The sequence below is a fragment of the Curtobacterium sp. Curtsp22 genome, from assembly GCF_059492135.1.
Window position 1 is genome coordinate 1,783,227 of sequence record NZ_CP168519.1, and the last position, 13,608, is coordinate 1,796,834.

Consider the following 13,608-nt stretch of genomic DNA (forward strand, 5'->3'; position numbering starts at 1 on the left):
ACGACCCGCGCCTCCAGGCAGTCCGCCAGGAGGCGCGGGTCGTCCGTCACAGGCCGCGGTCGGCCAGGGCGTGCATCGCGTCCCGCAGGGCGCGCGCGGCACCCGCGCCCGCCCACTCGTAGGCGTGCGTGAACCGCTCGTCCTGCACGTACATGTCACCGAGCGTGCGGAACCGGACGGCGGTGAGCTCGGCCGGGGGCGTCGCCTCGGCGAGCCAGGCGAACTGACGCCGCGCGAGTGCCGTGCCGGCCTCCGACGCCGGACCCGCGCCCGACGCGGCGAGCGCTGCGGCGTCCTGCGCGATCGCCCGCTGTTCCGCCTGGAAGGCCTCCTTCGCGGCGGCGTCCTTCGACTCCCACCAGCGTGCGCCTCGGTCCCAGGCCGCGGGCCCCCAGCGCTCCTCGACCTCCTGCCGGAAGCGCGTCTGGTCGAACCCGTCGAACGTGTCGGTGGCGTTCATGTCCTGTCCTTCCTCGAGCCTCGTGATGGTGGTCCGCACGGCCGCGAGCTGCCGCGCGAGCCGGTCGCGCTCGCGTTCGAGCCACGCGACGTGCGCCGTGAGGGCCGCGACGTCGTCCTGCTCGCCGTCGAGGACCCGGCCGACGTCGGCCAGCCCGAGTCCGAGCCCGCGCAGCAGGAGGATCCGTTGCAGCCGGACCAGCGCGCGGTCGTCGTAGCGTCGGAGCCCGCCCTCGCCGACCGCGGTCGCCGGCAGCAGGCCGATCGCGTCGTAGTGCCGGAGCGTGCGGCTCGACACACCGGCGGAACGCGCCACGTCGGCGATGCCGTGCGGTGCTTTCGCAGCTGCGGCTGCCGTGTCTGTCGAATCCCTCATGCAGGCCACGGTAGAGGTTGACGCTGCGTCAACTGCAAGGGGTTTCCGGGGTGCGCCCGACCCGAACCGGCACGGACGGGGAATACCACCGGGGTCGGCCGTGTTGACTCGCGCCCGGAAATGAGTAGGTTTGCCGCTCGTGACGAACGAGATCCGGTCGTTGAAAGCGCGACTGATCGGGGATCCCCTCCCCTCCGAGAAGCTCGAGGGACAGCTCCTCCCGAAGCACCTGGCACTGCCGATCTTCGCGAGTGACCCGCTGTCCTCCGTGGCGTACGCGCCGCAGGAACTCCTCATGATCCTGCTGCTCGGCGGGATGGCGTTCCTGACGTTCGCCCCGTGGGTCGCCGCCCTCGTCGTGCTGCTGCTCGTCGTGGTCGTCGCGTCCTACCGACAGCTCATCAAGGCGTACCCGTCCGGCGGCGGCGACTACGAGGTGGCGCACCGGAACCTCGGCGAGAAGGCGGGGCTCGTCGTGGCCTCCGCACTGCTCGTCGACTACGTCATGACGGTGGCGGTCTCGGTCGCGTCCGGCGTGGACAACATCATCTCCGCGCTCCCGTTCCTCAACGAGTTCCGGGTCGAACTGGCCCTGGTGTTCGTCGTGCTCCTCGCCGCCGCGAACCTCCGGGGCGTCCGCGAGTCGAGCAAGGCCTTCGCCGTGCCGACCTACCTGTTCGTGGCGAGCGTGTTCGTGATGGTCGTCGTCGGGCTCGCCCGGGCAGCACTGGGCAACGCCCCGGTCGCCGAGTCTGCCGCGTACACGGTGCAGAACGTCGAGCACACGACGCAGGCGGCGTTCATCCTGCTGCTCCTCCGCGCGTTCGCATCCGGCTGCTCGGCGCTGACCGGTGTCGAGGCGATCGCGAACGGCGTGCAGGCGTTCCGCCGCCCGAAGATCAAGAACGCGCAGATGACCCTCGTGTTCATGGGGTCGATCGCGATCGTGCTGTTCGTCGGTCTCATCACGCTCGCCCTCATCTCCCGCGTGCACTACGCCGAGAGCGCGTGCGACCTGCAGGGCTTCGCGCAGTGCGCCACGACGCCGCAGCGTTCCCTGATCGCGCAGATCGCGGCCGCGACGTTCGGCGACAACACGGTCCTCTTCTTCGTGATCCAGGCGACCACCGCGGCGGTGCTGCTGCTCGCCGCCAACACGGCGTTCAACGGCTTCCCGCTGCTCGGGTCGATCCTCGCGCGCGACTCGTACGCCCCGAAGGCCCTGTCGACCCGCGGCGACCGGCTCATCTACTCGAACGGCGTGATCGTGCTCGCCCTCGTCGCGGCGGCGCTGCTGATCGTGTACCGGGCGAACGTCACGAGCCTCATCCAGCTCTACATCATCGGTGTGTTCGTGTCGTTCACGCTCGGACAGACCGGGATGATCGTGCACTGGACGCGGTTGCTGCGGGCGGACCGGGCGGGCACCGCGGCTGGTCCGGTCAACCGTGGGCAGGTCATGCGCTCCCGTGCCATCAACGCCACCGGCGCCACCTTCACGTTCGTCGTCCTCGTCATCGTCACGATCACGAAGTTCACGCACGGCGCCTGGCTCGTGTTCCTGATCATGCCGATCCTGTTCGTGCTCATGCTCGGCGTGAACCGGTACTACCGCGATGTCTCGCACGAGATCGAGGCCGACGAGGAGACCCGGTTCGGCGCGACCGGCGACCACGCGATCGTCCTGGTGAACAAGCTGCAGAAGCCCGTGCTCAAGGCCCTCGACTACGCGATCGCCGCGAAGCACGCGAGCTTCGAGGCCCTGCACGTCGCGATCGACGACGCCGATGCGGCCCGGCTCAGGGCACAGTGGGAGGAGTACGGCATCGAGGTCCCCCTGACCATCGTGCCGAGCCCCTACCGCGACATCTCGATGCCGCTCATCAAGTACATCAAGGCGCACCGGATGGAGCACGGCTCCGAGGTCGTGACCGTCTACACGCCGGTCTTCATCGTCGGGCACTGGTGGGAGACCTTCCTCCACAACCACCGCGGTCGCCGCATCCGGAAGAAGCTGCTGCTCGTGCACGGCGTGACCGTCGCGCTCGTGCCCTGGCTGCTCGACTCCTCCGAGCTCCTGTACGGCCGGCGATCCCGCCCGCTCCCCGGCCAGGAGCGTCGCGGCGAGCCGATCCGCCCCGCACTCCGTCGCTCCCCGCACGGCATCGTCCAGCACGACGCCGAGGACGACCGCCTGCTCCGATCGGCCCAGCGGAACAGCCTGCAGCCGCGCCGCGCGACCCGTCCGGCCGGTCCCGCCGAGGGCGTCGACCCGACCCAGTGCACCGGCGAGATGCACGTCCTCGTCCCGTCGCCTCCACGCGGCGACGGTCGCTCGTCGTAGCATCTGTCGTCATGACGATCTCCGACCTGCGCACGTTCGCCACGTTCGACGGGCACGGCGGCAAGGTCTCGAAGCGCGTCGAGGTGCTCGACCACGAGCCGACGCCCGGCGGCCCGCACGAGGGACTCGTCGCCGTCCGCGGCCCGCACCCCCTCGGTGCGCTCGACGAGCAGGCGGCCGAGGACTCGACGCACCGCATCGGCTGGGTCGACCCGGCAACGCTCCGCGACTGGTACCGCCCGGACCGTGTGGTGGTCTCCCGGATCGAGGCGCGTCGGTCCGGGATCGAGCCCGGCACGTACGCGGATTCACGCGGTCGCGGTCGGGTCCGGATCGACGGCCTGGAGGCGCGGCTTGCCCCCGACGGTCGGCCCGCCTTCCGCGCACTGGCGGGTTCCGCGGACGCCCCGGTCGTCGACGTGCCGCTCCCCACCGACCAGGCGGTGCGGCTCGTGGCGGTGCGCGCGGTCGACGAGGGCCTCGAGATCGTGACCACCCCGGTGTCGCCGTTCCTGTCGCCCGGTCGGTACCCGGCCTTCGGCGACGACGTCGTGGGGCTGCCGCCGCGCTCGGGCACCGGGCACGTCCTGGTCCGCGCTGCCGTCCTGATCGACGGCACCCTGCACGAGGTCGAGCGGATCGACGAGCGTGCCGCGACGATCTGGATCCGCCGCGACGACCGGTCGGTCCCGATCGCGGTGAGCTCGGTCGGCCCGGACCTGGTGCAGTACACCGCGGTCGCGGACTGACCGCGGGCGCTGCCGCGGGGCGTGGGCGCTGCCGCGGGCGTGGGTGCTGCCACGGGCGGGGGCGCTGCCACGGGCGGGGGCGCCGTGTGTCCGGGGGACGCCACGGTGGGCGTTCCGGTCGGGGGTGCGGCGTAGCGTCCACGCCATGAGTGACGCAGACCCGATCGACGACCGCACCGGCCAGCCCGAGACCCTCGGCGGAGCCCGCCCCGACCCCAGCACCGACGCCAGCAAGGACCCCGAGCAGTGGGTCACCGGTGACGAGCCCATGACCGGGCCGCAGCGCAGCTACCTCGACACCCTCGCCCGCGAGGCAGGCGAGGAACTCCCCGCCGACCTCACCAAGGCCGAGGCCTCGGAGCACATCGACCGCCTGCAGCAGCAGACCGGGCGCGGCGCCGATTCCTGAACGCGGGTCCGCGCTTCTGCGGACCCGTGCCTGGGCATGTTCTGGTGATGTCCGGGAAGTCCCCCGGACGGGGGTGGATGATGACGCGTCACCGGTTAGCTTCGACGGCATGCGAACGACATCGACCTCCATCGGCCTGACCGCGCTCCGCATCGTCCTCGGCGTGGTGTTCATCGCCCACGGCGCCCAGAAGTTCGCGCAGGGGATCGGCTCCGTGTCCCAGGGCTTCTCCGGCATGGGCGTCCCCCTCGCCGAGGTCGCGGCACCCCTCGTCGCCGGGCTCGAACTCGTCGGCGGGGCGTTCCTCGTGCTCGGCGTCGCGACCCGGATCGTGGGCGTGCTGCTCGCGGTCGACATGGTCGTGGCAGGCCTGCTCGCGCACGCGTCCGCGGGGTTCTACTCGCAGGACGGCGGGTTCGAGTACGTCCTCGTGCTCGCGGTGGCGTCCGTCGCGGTGGCGCTGACCGGGCCGGGGCGGTTCTCGCTCGACGCGGTGTTCCTGCTGGCCTCCCGCCGGCGTCGTGGCGTCGAGGAGCCCCTGCCCGCCTGACGCCCGCGCCAGTGTGCGAGGTTCCGCGCTCGGTGGGACGGTGTTCGCCCCGCACCGGGCGCGGAACCTCGCACAGTGCGTCGGCGACGTCGCACCGTGCGAGGTCAGTCGGACCGGGCCGCCGGCGCCGAGCCCGCATCGTCATCCGCGAGCACGTCCATCACCTGCCGGGCGATCCGCCGCCCGGCACGGTTCGCCCCGATGGTCGACGCCTGCGGCCCGTACCCCGGGAGGAACAACCGCGGCTCATCCACCGACCGACCGTCCTCGACCACGATGCCCCCGGCCGCGGTCCGCAGGTGCAGCGGCGCGAGGTGCCGCAGGTCCGCACGGAACCCGGTCGCCCAGATCACGGCGTCGGCGTGCACGTGCTCGCCCTCGGCCGTGACCACGCCGGTCTCGTCGAGCCGGGTGAACATCGGCGAGTCCTGCAGCACACCCCGCTCGAGTCCGGCACGGATCCGTCGCGACACGGGGACACCGGTGCCGGAGACGATGCTCGGCAGGGTCTCCCCCGCCCGGGCGGCCCGGTCCTGCTCGTCGACCGCCGCCACCGCGGACTCGAGGTCGAGCGCCGCCGACTCCGACCACACCATGGGCCGCCGGGTGAACCACCGGGTCCGCTCGGCGACGCCGTCGAGCTCGAGCAGGAACCCGATCGCGCTGGTGCCACCGCCGACGACCACCACGTCCTGACCGGCGAACTCCGCCGCGCTCCGGTACTCCGTCGTGTCCAGCTGCCGACCGCCGAAGGCATCCCGACCTGGGTACCACGGGACGAACGGCGTGCCCCACGTCCCGGAGGCGTTCACGACGACCTCGGCGCCGATCCGGCTCGTGCGCCCGTCGGCGGTCCGGACGGTGACGCACAGGCCTCCGGACGCTCCGGGGCTGTCCCCGATGCGCGACACGGACGACACCGAGACCGGACGGCGGACCCGCAGGTCGTAGTGCTGCTCGAAGCGCCGGTAGTACTCGCCGACGACGTCCCGCGCCGGTCGCGACCGGTCGGCGTCGTCGAACCGGAGGCCCATAGCGTTCATCCCGGGCAGGTCGTGCACGCGGTGCGCGGCTCCGAGGCGGAGGGCCTCCCACCGGAACTGCCAGGCTCCACCCGTGCTCGGCGCCCGGTCGAGCAGCACCAGATCGCTCCCCGGCGTCAGGCCGAGCCGGCGGAGGTGGTATCCCACCGAGAGGCCGGCCTGACCCGCGCCGATCACCACGACCCGGGCGTGCTGGTCGGCCGGGGCCTGCGCGTCGTCTGTCATCACTTCGATTCTGCTGTGGGCGGGGCCGTCGCGGCGACGTCCAGATCGGGGTACATGGTAGAGTGATCGGCAGATTTCAAACCACGAAACCGTTCGGTTCCCCGGGTGACTCCTCTCCCGCCAGGACCGGACCAGAGCCGATCACGAGGGGGTCACGCATGGGGCGCGGCCGTCAGAAGGCGAAGCACACCAAGGTCGCCCGGGAACTGAAGTACTTCAGCCCGGAGACGAACTACGGTGCGCTCGAACGAGAGCTCTCCGCCGGGCAACACTCGGACGAGAACTCCTACGTCGACCGCTGGGCAGACCAATACGGTGATGACCAGCTCGAAGAAGACGACGAGTTCGAACCGCAGCAGGACCAGAACAAGTCCGCCTGACCCAGGCTCGATGACGACGCCGCGCACCCTCCGGGGCAGCGCGGCGTTTCGTCGTGCCTGCCGCCCGGTGCTGCCCGCGTCTGACGTCGGCCGGGGCCCCGCGGACTCGGAACGACATCCTCGACGTCGCACGACAGCGACGATGTCGCACCCGCGCGCCCGCAACGACCGGCGCGCGCAACGAACGACGAATCCGACGTCGCACGACAGCGACGATGTCGCACCCGCGCGTCCGCAACGACCCTCGTGCGCGACGAACGACCAAGCCGAGGTCGCACGACCTGCCGCGCCCGTTCCACCCCGGTCGCACGAACTGCCGCCCGGAAGGAGTCCGGACGGCAGTTCGTGCGACCTCGAGCCCGCGGCGCCCGCGCGGCGCTCGCGCGGCGCCCCCGCGGCCCGCGCGGCGCGCCCGCGCGGCCCGCGCGCCCGCGCTCAGCCCGCGTACGCCCCCACGAGCCGCACCGCGCCGCCGTCGACGCCCTTCGCGCCCTGCTCGAACCCGTCGAGGTCACGCGCCGAGGTCGAGATCGTCCCGACCGCCCACGACGGCAGCCCGGCGGCCCCGAGCGACGCGATGACGTCCGACGCCGCAGCGGCCGACACGACCGCGAACATGCCGATGCCGAGGTTCCAGGTGCCCTCGGTGTCCTCGATGGGAGTGCCCGCCATCGACGCGAGCACACGGAAGACGGGGAGCGGCTCCCACGTGGAGCGATCGACCTCGGCCCAGGACCCGACGGGCAGCACGCGCGCCAGGTTCGCCGCGATGCCACCGCCCGTGACGTGCGACAGCGAGTGCACGGCGCCCGGGTGCTGCTCGATGAGCGACAGCAGCGGCGTCGTGTAGAGGCGCGTCGGCTCGAGCAGGGCTTCCCCGACGAGGCCGCCGAGCTCCGGCAACGAGTCGGTGTACCCGACACCGCGCGACGACAGGATGTGCCGCACGAGCGAGTACCCGTTGGAGTGCAGCCCGGAGGACTCGATCGCCACGACGACGTCGCCGTCCTGCACGAGGTGCGCGCCGAGCTGCGACCCGGCCTCGACCGCGCCGACCGCGGCACCGGCCACGTCGTAGTCGTCCGGCCCGAGCAGCCCGGGGTGCTCCGCCGTCTCGCCCCCGACCAGCGCGGTGCCGGTCTCCGAGCAGCCGCGGGCGATGCCGGCGACGATGTCCGCGATGCGCCCGGGGACGACCCGGCCGCAGGCGATGTAGTCCGTCATGAAGAGCGGCTTCGCGCCGACCACGACGATGTCGTCGACGACCATGCCGACGAGGTCCTGCCCGATCGTGTCGTGCTTGTCGATCGCCTGCGCGATGGCGACCTTCGTCCCGACGCCGTCGGTGGAGGTCGCGAGCAGCGGCCGTGAGAAGTCCTTCAGGAACGAGACGTCGTAGAGCCCGGCGAAGCCACCGACGCCACCCAGGACCGACGGGGTGTGGGTGGCCGCGACTGCGGACTTCATGAGTTCGACGGCCAGGTCACCGGCGGCGGTGTCCACTCCGGCTTCGGCGTACGGGTTGGGCATGCTGAGTCCTTCGCGGTGACATGGCAGACTTGTTCGGTACCCCCCGATTCTACGGTCTGGAGCACACCCGCGAATGTGCGGCATCGTCGGCCTCGTTGCACAGGGCCCCGCCAACCAATCCATCTACGACGCACTGCTCCTCCTGCAACACCGGGGACAGGACTCGACGGGCATCGCCACGGTCGAGGGTCACATCCACCACATGCACAAGACCCGCGGTCACGTGCGGGAGTCCTTCCGCACCCGGGACATGCGCGCCCTGCTGGGCACCATGGGCCTCGGGCACGTCCGGTACGCCACCAAGGGTGCCGCCAGCAACGAGGAAGAGGCCCAGCCGTTCTACGTGAACGCGCCCTACGGCATCGTCCTCGTGCACAACGGCAACCTGACGAACACGCGGGAACTCACCCGTGAACTGTTCGACATCGACCGGCGGCACCTCAACACGAGTTCCGACACCGAGCTGCTGGTGAACGTGCTCGCGCACGAGCTCCAGGGCCAGGTGCGCGGCAAGGACCTCGACCCCGGGCAGGTCTTCGACGCCGTCGAGCGCGTGCACGAGCGGGTCGAGGGTTCCTACGCCGCCATCGCGACCATCGCCGGGCACGGGCTGCTGGCGTTCCGCGACCCGTTCGGCATCCGCCCGCTGATCCTCGGGCACAAGTTCGACGCGGCCGGCAAGCCGGAGTGGGTCGTCGCCTCCGAGTCCCTCGTGCTCGAGTCCGGCGGCTACGAGATCGTCCGCGACGTCGCCCCCGGTGAAGCGATCTTCATCGAGATGAACGGCCAGATGCACGCCCGTCAGTGCGCGAAGAACCCGCGCCTGGTGCCGTGCTCGTTCGAGTACGTCTACCTCGCCCGTCCCGACTCCGTCATGAACGGCATCTCGGTGTACGACGCCCGCCTCCGGCTGGGCAACCGCCTGGCGGACACGATCGCGCAGTACGCCCCCACCGGTGACATCGACGTGGTCATGCCGATCCCGGACTCGAGCCGCCCGGCCGCGATGCAGGTCGCGCAGAAGCTCGGCATCGAGTACCGCGAGGGCTTCTACAAGAACCGCTACGTCGGCCGCACGTTCATCATGCCGGGGCAGGCGGAGCGCAAGCGGTCCGTGCGCCAGAAGCTCAACGCGATGTCGTCCGAGTTCAAGGGCAAGAACATCCTCATCGTCGACGACTCGATCGTGCGCGGCACGACGAGCCGCGAGATCGTCGAGATGGCCCGCGCCGCCGGTGCGAACGAGGTCACGTTCACGAGCGCCGCGCCGCCTGTCCGGTACCCGCACGTGTACGGCATCAACATGCCGACCCGCGCGGAGCTCATCGCCCACGACCGGAAGATCCCGGAGATCAACAAGGTGCTCGGCAGCGACCACCTGATCTACCAGGAGATCGGCGACATGCGCGACGCGATCATCGAGGGCTCCGACGTCACGGACCTCGAGATGAGCTGCTTCACGGGTGAGTACGTCACGGGCACGGTCAGCCCGGAGTACCTGTCCTGGGTCGAGGCCAACCAACTCAGCTGAGCGCGGGTCGCGAACGCGACGGCCTGACTGACGGGAGGTGGGCCCCACCAGCCGGTTCCGGCGCACCGCGCCAGCGGGGTGACGGCCGTGCCTGGAGGGACGGTGCCAGCTGGCACCGCGCCTCCCGTCCGACCGGTCGCGTCTACCGCGCCTGGTCGCCGTGGTCCTCGATCTCGCCGTCCACCGTCTCGGGCGGCAGCTCGACCTCGACGCGCTCCGCCGTGAGGCGAGCCGCACGGCGCGAGAACACGCGGTCCAGGACGACGGCGACGACCGCGCCGACGAAGGCGCCGATCGTGACGCCCCACAGGCTGAAGTACCCCACCAGGCTGCCGAAGCTCGCGGTCTCCTGCGTGTCCCCGCGGTCGATGTCCATGGTGAGCGACACCACGATGAGCGTCGCGATGAAGCCGAGCACCGCACCGCCCACGATGAAGACGCCGAACTTCGGGGCGCGACGGATCGTCACCTCGTCGGAGGAGGAGACGGCGTTCGGCGCCGGAGCCGGTCGTTCGTCGGGTCGATCGGTGTTGCTCACGGTCCCATTGTCCCCCACTGTGGGACGTGCTCCGGTCTGTGCGGCCAGGTCGATCCGGGAGAGGATGGTCCCTACCGATCGGTATCCACGGGGAGGAGGTACGGCAGATGCGCGAACGGACCACTCGTGGTTCCCGGATCCCGGCGCGGATCGGCTGGCCGATCCTCCAGCGTCGCGAGGAGGACCGAGCCGTCTCGGTCGTGGCCGAGCACCGGTGGAGCGTCGCGCTCGTCGGTGCTCCCGGTCTCGGCAAGAGCTCGGCCGCGGTGCGGGTCACCGACCGGGTCTCCGGGCGTGACACCTCCGGCCGGACCCTCGTCGTGCCGATCACTGCCGTCGCCGCCAGCCGCTCGATGCCGTTCGGCGCGGTGGCCGAGCGCTTCGGGGAGCTCCCCGGGTCGCTCGCCGAGCTCGTCGGTGCCGGCGGTGCCGAGCAGCGCCTGCGCGAGAGCGAGGAGCTCACCGACCGCGACGTCCTCCTGCGCGTCGACGACGCCGACCACCTCGACGCGATCTCGGCGCGGTACGTGGCATGGCTCGTCCGCGAGCAGGGCGCCCGTCTCGTGCTGACGTGCCGCGACTTCACCGCGCTCCCCGAACCCCTGCGCGCCCTGTGGCAGGACGACCTGCTGGAGCGCATCGACCTCGAACCGCTCGACCTGCACGAGACCTCGTCCCTCATCGCCGAGGCGCTCGGTGCCCAGCTCGAGACGGCGTCGGCGGAGCGGGTGCACCGCGCCACCGCCGGCAACCCGCTCTACATCCGCGAGGTCGTCCGGTCCGCACTCGCCTCCGGTGCCCTCGACCAGACCGCGACGGGCTGGTACTGGCGGGGCCGGGTGACGGCGTCGAACAGCCTCGCCGACATGTACCGGACCGAGCTCGGCTCGCTGCCGGAGGACCTCCGCGACGTGGTCGACATCGTCGCCCTCGCGGACCCGATCCCCCTCGCGCGGCTGATCGGGCTCGTCAGCGGCGGGGACGTCGACCGGGTGGTGGCGCTCGGCCTCGTCCGCATCGACTCGCTCGACGACGGCGCCGCGGTCGTCCGTCCGTCGCACCCGCTCGTCGGCGAGGTCGTCCGGGCACTCGTCCCGGTCGCCCGGCGGACGGCGCTGTTCGCCCGCGCCAACGCGTTCCGCACCGACCGCCCCGAGGGTGCCCCGCCGGCCGCCCGGCTCCGTGCCGCGCTGTGGTCGCTGGAGTGCGGCGTGCTGCCCCCGGTCGACCAGCTGCTCGACGCCGCCCAGGTCGCCGTCCGGCTGCAGGAGCACGAGAGCGGCATCGCCCTCGCCTCGGCGGCCCTGCGCACCACGCTCAGCCCGAGTGAAAGGGTCGCCGCGCACTGCCTGCGGTCGCTCGCGCACTCGTACAGCACCGGTCGCGAGGCCGGTCGCGCCGATGCCGAGGCCGCCTGGGCCGTGGTGTGCTCGGCTCCGACCGAGGTCGACGACCACGCCGTGATCGAGGCGTGCGAGACCCTCGCGAACATCCGACAGTTCCACGACGACGACGTCCTCGCCGCGGTGGCCCTGACCGACGTCGCCGCACGGTTCGTCTCCGGCGACGCCGTCGAACGGCTCCGGCTGCTGCGGCTCGCCCACCTCGGCTGGGGCGGCAGCTTCGACGAGGTCCGCGCCGAACTCGAGCGCTCGGGCATCGTGCACGCGGCGACGGTGCCGTTCGCCTTCCTCTGCCTGGCGCCGTGCGCGGTGATGGCCCTCGCGACCGGGGGCCGGCTGGACGAGGCGGCGGCGTTCGGCCGGGCCTGCCTGGCGACCGCGGTCGAGCACCTCGAGGACGCCCCCTGGAGCGTCGGCGAGATCGTCTCCGTGCTGCACCAGCTGCAGGTCTGGCGGGGCGACATCGCCGACCTCATCACCGAGGTCCCGGTCCGCCGGTCCAGCCCCTACCTGAAGTACGACTTCACGCTCGAGCTCATCGGCGAGGGCAACCTCGCGCTCGGCCAGCGGCGCTGGGACGACGCCATCGCCGCGTTCTCCGCCGCCTGCGAGCGGTACGACGTGGCGGACCACGGCGGGTTCGCGGCCTACCCGTGGGCACGGCTCGCGATGTCGTACGCCTACGCCGGTCGCGCCGAGGAAGCCTCAGCAGCGCTCGAACGCGCCCGGTCGACGCCGCTCCGGGCGATGCGGATCATCGGCGAGCAGATCGCGGTGACGATCGCGTGGACCGAGGCCGTGCTCGGCAACCCGGCGGGCCTGCGGCACGCGGACGACATCATCGAGCGCGGGACGGCGAGCGGGTCCTGGACGCACGTCATGTACGCGCAGACGCTGCACTACACGAACGACATGCTGAACGGGCGGGACTCCGCCGCGTCCCTCGAACGGATGCGCGACGCCGCCACCCGGGTCGACGGACCGCTCGCGGGAGCCATCGTCGAGTACGCCGAGGCGATCCGCGCCGACGAACGGACCCGGATCATCGCGGCCCAGGGCGTGCTCGCGTCGCACGGGATGGCGGTGTCGGCCGGACGGGTGAAGCCACCGCTCACCAACCGCGAGTACGAGGTCGCCGAGCTCGCCGCGCAGGGCATGAGCAACCGCCGCATCGCCGAGGTGCTCGGCCTCAGCGTGCGCACGATCGACGCCCATCTGTCACGGGTGTTCACGAAGTGGGACCTGCACGCGCGCACGGAGCTCGCCGAGCTGCTCTGATCGGCGAGTCGTCCGGGCGCAACCGCGCCTCCGGAAGCCGCAGGTTCGTTGCGGAATGCAGCACGACTCGCCGGAACGGTTGACAGGATGTACGGAATGTCGCGTACCTTTGACCCTGTCGCCGGGTTCGGACCCGTTCGGGTCGGGTCCGAATCCCGGCGACTTCTACGGTATTCGCCGGGTCGGCGACGTCACATCAGTAGGTACTACCTAATTCGGTGAGGCCGTCTAAGTACTTGCGTCCGTATGGACCAGGAGGCGCGGGGCGGGCTGGCACCGTTCCTCCCGTCCGGCACACGCGACCGTCTGCTGGCTGCTCCGCGACCGTCTGCTGTCCCGATTCGGGGCCGTCTGCTGTCCCGATTCGGGGCCGTCTGCTGTCCCGTGTCGGCGGCCGTCTCAGACGGCCAGACGCACCGGCAGGAAGTCCGTCAGGTCCGCACGTGACCCGGACGCGCTGACGCGCGACTGCGCGACGGCCTCGTCCCAGCGCAGCTCGCCGGTGGCGAGCGCGAGCCACGTGGCCGCGTCCGTCTCGACCACGTTCGGCGGCGTCCCACGGGTGTGCCGGGGACCGGGGACGGCCTGGACCGCCGCGAACGGCGGGACCCGCACCTCGACGCTGTTGCCGGGCACGTCCTCCGCGAGGCGCTGCAACGACCACCGCACCGCGGTCGCCAGGGTCGGCCGAGCGGTGGCCCCCTGTTGCACGGCGGTGAGCGCGGCGCGGCCCTCCGCGTCCTCGATCCTCCTGGGTGGCATGTCCACAGGCTAGCCGTCGCATCGCAACGGG

Annotated in this window: 12 protein-coding genes; 7 read left to right on the forward strand and 5 right to left on the reverse strand. The window is 71.8% G+C overall.

Annotation, left to right across the window (positions count from 1 at the left end; all coding sequences use genetic code 11):
* Positions 1-46: 46 nt before the first annotated feature.
* Entirely contained in the window at positions 47-835 is a 789-nt protein-coding gene (locus tag ACEN8D_RS08455) for a MerR family transcriptional regulator (RefSeq protein WP_413461620.1), read from the reverse strand.
* Between the two features lie 130 nt (positions 836-965).
* Here ACEN8D_RS08455 and ACEN8D_RS08460 point away from each other — a divergent pair, with 130 nt between their 5' ends.
* The 4 genes from ACEN8D_RS08460 (at position 966) to ACEN8D_RS08475 (ending at position 4,887) form a co-directional block, all read left to right on the forward strand.
* Positions 966-3,179, forward strand: a complete 2,214-nt coding sequence (locus tag ACEN8D_RS08460) for an APC family permease (RefSeq protein ID WP_413461621.1) — start codon at positions 966-968, stop codon at positions 3,177-3,179.
* Positions 3,180-3,190: 11 nt separating this feature from the next.
* Positions 3,191-3,928, forward strand: a complete 738-nt coding sequence (locus ACEN8D_RS08465; protein WP_413461622.1) for a hypothetical protein — start codon at positions 3,191-3,193, stop codon at positions 3,926-3,928.
* A 145-nt stretch (positions 3,929-4,073) separates the two neighbouring features.
* Positions 4,074-4,337 carry a DUF3072 domain-containing protein gene (locus tag ACEN8D_RS08470; protein WP_413399941.1) on the forward strand — a complete coding sequence of 88 codons (264 nt, stop codon included), beginning with the start codon at positions 4,074-4,076 and terminating at the stop codon, positions 4,335-4,337.
* Between the two features lie 109 nt (positions 4,338-4,446).
* Positions 4,447-4,887 (forward strand): DoxX family protein, encoded by a 441-nt coding sequence (locus tag ACEN8D_RS08475; protein WP_413399942.1) that lies wholly within the window; start codon positions 4,447-4,449, stop codon positions 4,885-4,887.
* 104 nt (positions 4,888-4,991) lie between these two features.
* Here the strand turns inward: ACEN8D_RS08475 and ACEN8D_RS08480 are convergent, their stop codons facing one another.
* Positions 4,992-6,155 carry an NAD(P)-binding domain-containing protein gene (locus ACEN8D_RS08480; RefSeq protein ID WP_413399943.1) on the reverse strand — a complete coding sequence of 388 codons (1,164 nt, stop codon included), beginning with the start codon at positions 6,153-6,155 and terminating at the stop codon, positions 4,992-4,994.
* 158 nt (positions 6,156-6,313) lie between these two features.
* Between ACEN8D_RS08480 and ACEN8D_RS08485 the strand changes: the two genes are divergently transcribed.
* Entirely contained in the window at positions 6,314-6,535 is a 222-nt protein-coding gene (locus ACEN8D_RS08485) for a DUF3073 domain-containing protein (protein WP_070417000.1), read from the forward strand.
* A 435-nt stretch (positions 6,536-6,970) separates the two neighbouring features.
* Here the strand turns inward: ACEN8D_RS08485 and purM are convergent, their stop codons facing one another.
* Positions 6,971-8,065 carry a phosphoribosylformylglycinamidine cyclo-ligase gene (gene purM / locus ACEN8D_RS08490; protein ID WP_413398982.1) on the reverse strand — a complete coding sequence of 365 codons (1,095 nt, stop codon included), beginning with the start codon at positions 8,063-8,065 and terminating at the stop codon, positions 6,971-6,973.
* A gap of 73 nt (positions 8,066-8,138) precedes the next feature.
* Between purM and purF the strand changes: the two genes are divergently transcribed.
* On the forward strand, positions 8,139-9,596 hold the full coding sequence (gene purF / locus ACEN8D_RS08495) for an amidophosphoribosyltransferase (protein ID WP_413398983.1): 1,458 nt from the start codon (positions 8,139-8,141) through the stop codon (positions 9,594-9,596).
* A 142-nt stretch (positions 9,597-9,738) separates the two neighbouring features.
* On the opposite strand, the gene ACEN8D_RS08500 is transcribed toward purF, so the two are convergent.
* On the reverse strand, positions 9,739-10,134 hold the full coding sequence (locus tag ACEN8D_RS08500) for a hypothetical protein (protein WP_083295078.1): 396 nt from the start codon (positions 10,132-10,134) through the stop codon (positions 9,739-9,741).
* Positions 10,135-10,241: 107 nt separating this feature from the next.
* Here ACEN8D_RS08500 and ACEN8D_RS08505 point away from each other — a divergent pair, with 107 nt between their 5' ends.
* A complete protein-coding gene (locus tag ACEN8D_RS08505; protein ID WP_229085418.1) occupies positions 10,242-12,815 on the forward strand; it encodes a helix-turn-helix transcriptional regulator in 2,574 nt (857 codons plus the stop codon).
* A 399-nt stretch (positions 12,816-13,214) separates the two neighbouring features.
* Here ACEN8D_RS08505 and ACEN8D_RS08510 read toward each other — a convergent pair whose 3' ends face one another.
* Positions 13,215-13,577, reverse strand: a complete 363-nt coding sequence (locus ACEN8D_RS08510) for a sterol carrier family protein (protein ID WP_071294508.1) — start codon at positions 13,575-13,577, stop codon at positions 13,215-13,217.
* Between the last annotated feature and the right edge of the window lie 31 nt (positions 13,578-13,608).

Excerpts from the sequence above, each read along its gene's own strand:
- purF (WP_413398983.1), top strand. The coding sequence starts at position 8,139 with ATGTGCGGCATCGTCGGCCTCGTTGCACAGGGCCCCGCCAACCAATCC.
- ACEN8D_RS08475 (WP_413399942.1), top strand. The coding sequence starts at position 4,447 with ATGCGAACGACATCGACCTCCATCGGCCTGACCGCGCTCCGCATCGTC.
- ACEN8D_RS08455 (WP_413461620.1), bottom strand. The coding sequence starts at position 835 with ATGAGGGATTCGACAGACACGGCAGCCGCAGCTGCGAAAGCACCGCAC.
- purM (WP_413398982.1), bottom strand. The coding sequence starts at position 8,065 with ATGCCCAACCCGTACGCCGAAGCCGGAGTGGACACCGCCGCCGGTGAC.
- ACEN8D_RS08470 (WP_413399941.1), top strand. The coding sequence starts at position 4,074 with ATGAGTGACGCAGACCCGATCGACGACCGCACCGGCCAGCCCGAGACC.
- ACEN8D_RS08485 (WP_070417000.1), top strand. The coding sequence starts at position 6,314 with ATGGGGCGCGGCCGTCAGAAGGCGAAGCACACCAAGGTCGCCCGGGAA.
- ACEN8D_RS08510 (WP_071294508.1), bottom strand. The coding sequence starts at position 13,577 with ATGCCACCCAGGAGGATCGAGGACGCGGAGGGCCGCGCCGCGCTCACC.
- ACEN8D_RS08465 (WP_413461622.1), top strand. The coding sequence starts at position 3,191 with ATGACGATCTCCGACCTGCGCACGTTCGCCACGTTCGACGGGCACGGC.
- ACEN8D_RS08480 (WP_413399943.1), bottom strand. The coding sequence starts at position 6,155 with ATGACAGACGACGCGCAGGCCCCGGCCGACCAGCACGCCCGGGTCGTG.
- ACEN8D_RS08505 (WP_229085418.1), top strand. The coding sequence starts at position 10,242 with ATGCGCGAACGGACCACTCGTGGTTCCCGGATCCCGGCGCGGATCGGC.